The sequence below is a fragment of the Mycobacterium sp. RTGN6 genome, from assembly GCF_033804605.1.
In the GTDB taxonomy this organism is placed as follows: Bacteria; Actinomycetota; Actinomycetes; order Mycobacteriales; family Mycobacteriaceae; genus Mycobacterium.
On record NZ_JAPZKZ010000023.1, the window covers coordinates 1 to 5,550 of the forward strand.

The 5,550-nt window shown below is 56.2% G+C and carries 3 rRNA genes; all 3 read right to left on the reverse strand.

The window, feature by feature from the left end:
- Positions 1-8 precede the first annotated feature (8 nt).
- Positions 9-121: ribosomal RNA gene (gene rrf / locus SLQ33_RS33475) — 5S ribosomal RNA — on the reverse strand.
- Positions 122-262: 141 nt separating this feature from the next.
- Positions 263-3,400: ribosomal RNA gene (locus tag SLQ33_RS33480) — 23S ribosomal RNA — on the reverse strand.
- A 445-nt stretch (positions 3,401-3,845) separates the two neighbouring features.
- Positions 3,846-5,365 (reverse strand): 16S ribosomal RNA (locus tag SLQ33_RS33485).
- Together the 16S, 23S and 5S rRNA genes form the textbook arrangement of a ribosomal RNA operon.
- Positions 5,366-5,550 lie beyond the last annotated feature (185 nt).

A 5,550-nucleotide genomic window follows, 5' to 3' on the forward strand; every position in this document is an offset into this window, starting at 1 on the left:
TAAAGGGTGTTCGGCGGTGTCCTACTTTTCCGACCGGAGGGTCAGTATCATCGGCGCTGGTAGGCTTAGCTTCCGGGTTCGGGATGGGTCCGGGCGTTTCCCTGCCGCTGTTGCCGCCGTAACTCTATTTTCTTTTTGCAGCCCCGTGTTTTTGGTGGTGGGGTGTGGTGTGGTTGATTGCGCGGAATAATTGTGGTTGCGAGTTTTTGTGGTGCTTACACGTGAATCCCTGTATTTGGGTTTTTGTTACCCGATATTGGGTGTGTGTAAGTTTTCGGCCGGTTAGTGCCAGTTCCCTGCGCCCATTACTGGGCTTGTAGGTCTGGTCTATCGATCCCGTGGTCTGCGGGGGGCCTTATCCCACTTAATGGGTGAGAAGCCTGGTCTTGGAGGGGGTTTCCCGCTTAGATGCTTTCAGCGGTTATCCTGTCCGAACGTAGCTATCCAGCGGTGCCCCTGGTGGGACAACTGGTAGACCAGAGGTTCGTCCGTCCCGGTCCTCTCGTACTAGGGACAGGTTTCCTCAAGCTTCTGACGCGCGCGGCGGATAGAGACCGAACTGTCTCACGACGTTCTAAACCCAGCTCGCGTGCCGCTTTAATGGGCGAACAGCCCAACCCTTGGGACCTGCTCCAGCCCCAGGATGCGACGAGCCGACATCGAGGTGCCAAACCATCCCGTCGATATGGACTCTTGGGGAAGATCAGCCTGTTATCCCCGGGGTACCTTTTATCCGTTGAGCGACACCCCTTCCACTCGGGGGTGCCGGATCACTAGTCCCGACTTTCGTCCCTGCTCGACATGTACGTCTCGCAGTCAAGCTCCCTTGTGCACTTACACTCAACACCTGATTGCCGTCCAGGTTGAGGGAACCTTTGGGCGCCTCCGTTACATTTTAGGAGGCAACCGCCCCAGTTAAACTACCCACCAGGCACTGTCCCTGAACCGGATATACGGTTCGAGGTTAGAAGCCCAATACGATCAGAGTGGTATTTCAACAACGACTCCACCCACACTGGCGTGTGAATTTCACAGTCTCCCACCTATCCTACACAAACCGAACCGAACTCCAATACCAAGTTGTAGTGAAGGTCCCGGGGTCTTTTCGTCCTGCCGCGCGTAACGAGCATCTTTACTCGTAGTGCAATTTCGCCGAGTCTATGGTTGAGACAGTTGAGAAGTCGTTACGCCATTCGTGCAGGTCGGAACTTACCCGACAAGGAATTTCGCTACCTTAGGATGGTTATAGTTACCACCGCCGTTTACTGGGGCTTAAATTCTCAGCTTCACCCCCCGAAAGGGGTTGACCGGTCCTCTTAACCTTCCAGCACCGGGCAGGCGTCAGTCCGTATACATCGTCTTGCGACTTCGCACGGACCTGTGTTTTTAGTAAACAGTCGCTTCTCACTGGTTTCTGCGACCCCCCACCGCTGCCCCGGGCAAGCCGGTTCACAGCAAGGGGCCCCCCTTCTCCCGAAGTTACGGGGGTATTTTGCCGAGTTCCTTAACCATAGTTCACTCGTACGCCTTGGTATTCTCTACCTGACCACCTGTGTCGGTTTGGGGTACGGGCCGTGTTTGCACTCGCTAGAGGCTTTTCTTGGCAGCATAGGATCACCGAATTCGCCTCACTCGGCTATGCATCACCTCTCGGACTATGTGACACCCGGATTTACCTAGATGTCGTCCTACCGGCTTGCCCCAGTATTACCACTGACTGGTACGGCTACCTTCCTGCGTCACCCCGTCGCTTGACTACTACCACCGAAGGTCCCACGCAGCCCCTCGACCCCGCCCACCCGAAGGTGATTGGTGATCGAAGCTTTGGGTGGTTAGTACCGGTGATTCATCACGGACGCACACACACGGGTACGGGAATATCAACCCGTTGTCCATCGACTACGCCTGTCGGCCTCGCCTTAGGTCCCGACTCACCCTGGGCGGACTGGCCTGGCCCAGGAACCCTTGGTCTTTCGGCGGGCAAGGTTCTCACTTGCCTTATCGCTACTCATGCCTGCATTCTCACTCCCACACCCTCCACCACACCATCACTAGGTGGCTTCACCGGTGTGCAGGACGCTCCCCTACCCAACGCCACCCCAAGGGGTGGTTCGTTGCCGCGGCTTCGGCGGTGTGCTTGAGCCCCGCTACATTATCGGCGCACAATCACTTGACCAGTGAGCTATTACGCACTCTTTCAAGGGTGGCTGCTTCTAAGCCAACCTCCTGGTTGTCTTCGCGACTGCACATCCTTTTCCACTTAGCACACGCTTAGGGGCCTTAGCCGGCGATCTGGGCTGTTTCCCTCTCGACGCACGGAGCTTATCCCCCGCCGTCTCACTGCCACGCTTTCACTTACCGGCATTCGGAGTTTGGCTGACGTCAGTAACCTTGTGAGGCCCATCGGCCATCCAGTAGCTCTACCTCCAGCAAGAAACACGCAACGCTGCACCTAAATGCATTTCGGGGAGAACCAGCTATCACGGAGTTTGATTGGCCTTTCACCCCTACCCACAACTCATCCCCTCAGTCTTCAACCTAAGTGGGTTCGGGCCTCCACAACATCTTACTGCTGCTTCACCCTGGCCATGGGTAGATCACTCCGCTTCGGGTCCAGAACACACCACTACACCAATCCCCATGGATTGGATACGCCCTATTCAGACTCGCTTTCGCTGCGGCTACCCCACCCGGGTTAACCTCGCGACATGTCCCTGACTCGCAGGCTCATTCTTCAAAAGGCACGCCATCACCCCACCACGAAGGAGGGCTCTGACGGGTTGTAGGCACACGGTTTCAGGTACTCTTTCACTCCCCTCCCGGGGTACTTTTCACCATTCCCTCACGGTACTAATCCGCTATCGGTCATCAGAAGGTATTCAGGCTTACCGGGTGGTCCCGGCAGATTCACAGCAGATTCCACGGGCCCGCTGCTACTCGGGAACACCAAACAAGGCAGGCATCGGGTTTTCACGTACCGGGCTCTCACCGTCTACGGCAGGCCATCCCAGGACCACTTCCGCTAACCACGACACTTTCTCACTGCCCTCCAGAGAGGTAGCTCCAGAAACTTGGGTCCCACAACCCCGCACACACAACCCCTACCCGGTATCACATGCATGCGGTTTAGCCATCCTCCGCTTTCGCTCGCCACTACTCACGGAATCACAATTGTTTTCTCTTCCTACGGGTACTGAGATGTTTCACTTCCCCGCGTTACCCCCCGCCACCTATGTATTCAGTGACGGGTAACACGACATCACTCGTGCTGGGTTTCCCCATTCGGACATCCTCGGATCAACGCTCGGTTGACAGCTCCCCGAGGCATAACGCAGCCTCCCACGTCCTTCATCGGCCTCTGATGCCAAGGCATCCACCATGCGCCCTAAAACACTTACAACACAAAAAACCAAAAAATGAGATTCATTGAAATTACACCACAACAAACCAACACCACTTAGCGCCCGAAACCCCTCCTTGCGAAGGAAATTCCAGACGCACACGATGCCAGCTTGATGCTCGCAACCACTATCCACGAATCAAACACCACACCCCACCACCAAGTAGGGCAACAACACGCCAACGACCCCCAACGGGATCATCGATCACCACCGGTTCCCCATGCGGGGCGAAGCGGTGACGGGCCTGTTGTCTCAGGACCCAACAGTGTGTTTGGCAATTATTCTCGACCGGACGACCCCCGAAGGAGTCTCTCGAACCGGTCAGTTGTTCGTCTATGCACCAGACCTGCACCCACTACAGGTGACAAGCCATCCAACGAATCGCCCAGGTCACCGAACCCCCACACGATGTGGGCGGGCCATGAGTCTCGTGGTGCTCCTTAGAAAGGAGGTGATCCAGCCGCACCTTCCGGTACGGCTACCTTGTTACGACTTCGTCCCAATCGCCGATCCCACCTTCGACGGCTCCCTCCCACGAGGGGTTAGGCCACCGGCTTCGGGTGTTACCGACTTTCATGACGTGACGGGCGGTGTGTACAAGGCCCGGGAACGTATTCACCGCAGCGTTGCTGATCTGCGATTACTAGCGACTCCGACTTCACGGGGTCGAGTTGCAGACCCCGATCCGAACTGAGACCGGCTTTCAAGGGATTCGCTCCACCTCACGGATTCGCAGCCCTTTGTACCGGCCATTGTAGCATGTGTGAAGCCCTGGACATAAGGGGCATGATGACTTGACGTCATCCCCACCTTCCTCCGAGTTGACCCCGGCAGTCTCTTACGAGTCCCCGCCATCACGCGCTGGCAACATAAGATAGGGGTTGCGCTCGTTGCGGGACTTAACCCAACATCTCACGACACGAGCTGACGACAGCCATGCACCACCTGCACACCAACCACAAGGGGGGCCGTATCTCTACGGCTTTCTAGTGCATGTCAAGCCCAGGTAAGGTTCTTCGCGTTGCATCGAATTAATCCACATGCTCCGCCGCTTGTGCGGGCCCCCGTCAATTTCTTTGAGTTTTAGCCTTGCGGCCGTACTCCCCAGGCGGGGTACTTAATGCGTTAGCTACGGCACGGATCCCAAGGAAGGAAACCCACACCTAGTACCCACCGTTTACGGCGTGGACTACCAGGGTATCTAATCCTGTTCGCTCCCCACGCTTTCGCTTCTCAGCGTCAGTTACTGCCCAGAGACCCGCCTTCGCCACCGGTGTTCCTCCTGATATCTGCGCATTCCACCGCTACACCAGGAATTCCAGTCTCCCCTGCAGTACTCTAGTCTGCCCGTATCGCCCGCACGCTCACAGTTAAGCCGTGAGATTTCACGAACAACGCGACAAACCACCTACAAGCTCTTTACGCCCAGTAATTCCGGACAACGCTCGCACCCTACGTATTACCGCGGCTGCTGGCACGTAGTTGGCCGGTGCTTCTTCTGCACATACCGTCACTTGCGCTTCGTCTGTGCTGAAAGAGGTTTACAACCCGAAGGCCGTCATCCCCCACGCGGCGTCGCTGCATCAGGCTTGCGCCCATTGTGCAATATTCCCCACTGCTGCCTCCCGTAGGAGTCTGGGCCGTATCTCAGTCCCAGTGTGGCCGGACACCCTCTCAGGCCGGCTACCCGTCGACGCCTTGGTAGGCCATTACCCCACCAACAAGCTGATAGGCCGCGGGCCCATCCCACACCGCAAAAGCTTTCCACCACACACCAGGAGGCGCATGATCATATCCGGTATTAGACCCAGTTTCCCAGGCTTATCCCGAAGTGCAGGGCAGATCACCCACGTGTTACTCACCCGTTCGCCACTCGAGTACCCCGAAGGGCCTTTCCGTTCGACTTGCATGTGTTAAGCACGCCGCCAGCGTTCGTCCTGAGCCAGAATCAAACTCTCCAAACAAAAACAACCCACACCCAAAGGCACAGGTGAATCCGAATCAGAAAAATCCGATCACAAACACAAGACACCAAAAACTGGCATCTTCAATAAAACAACCACACCCCTAAACGAGAAAAAAGAGCATGGCAAAAAACAAACAAACAAAAACCACCAAACACACTATTGAGTTCTCAAACAACACACCC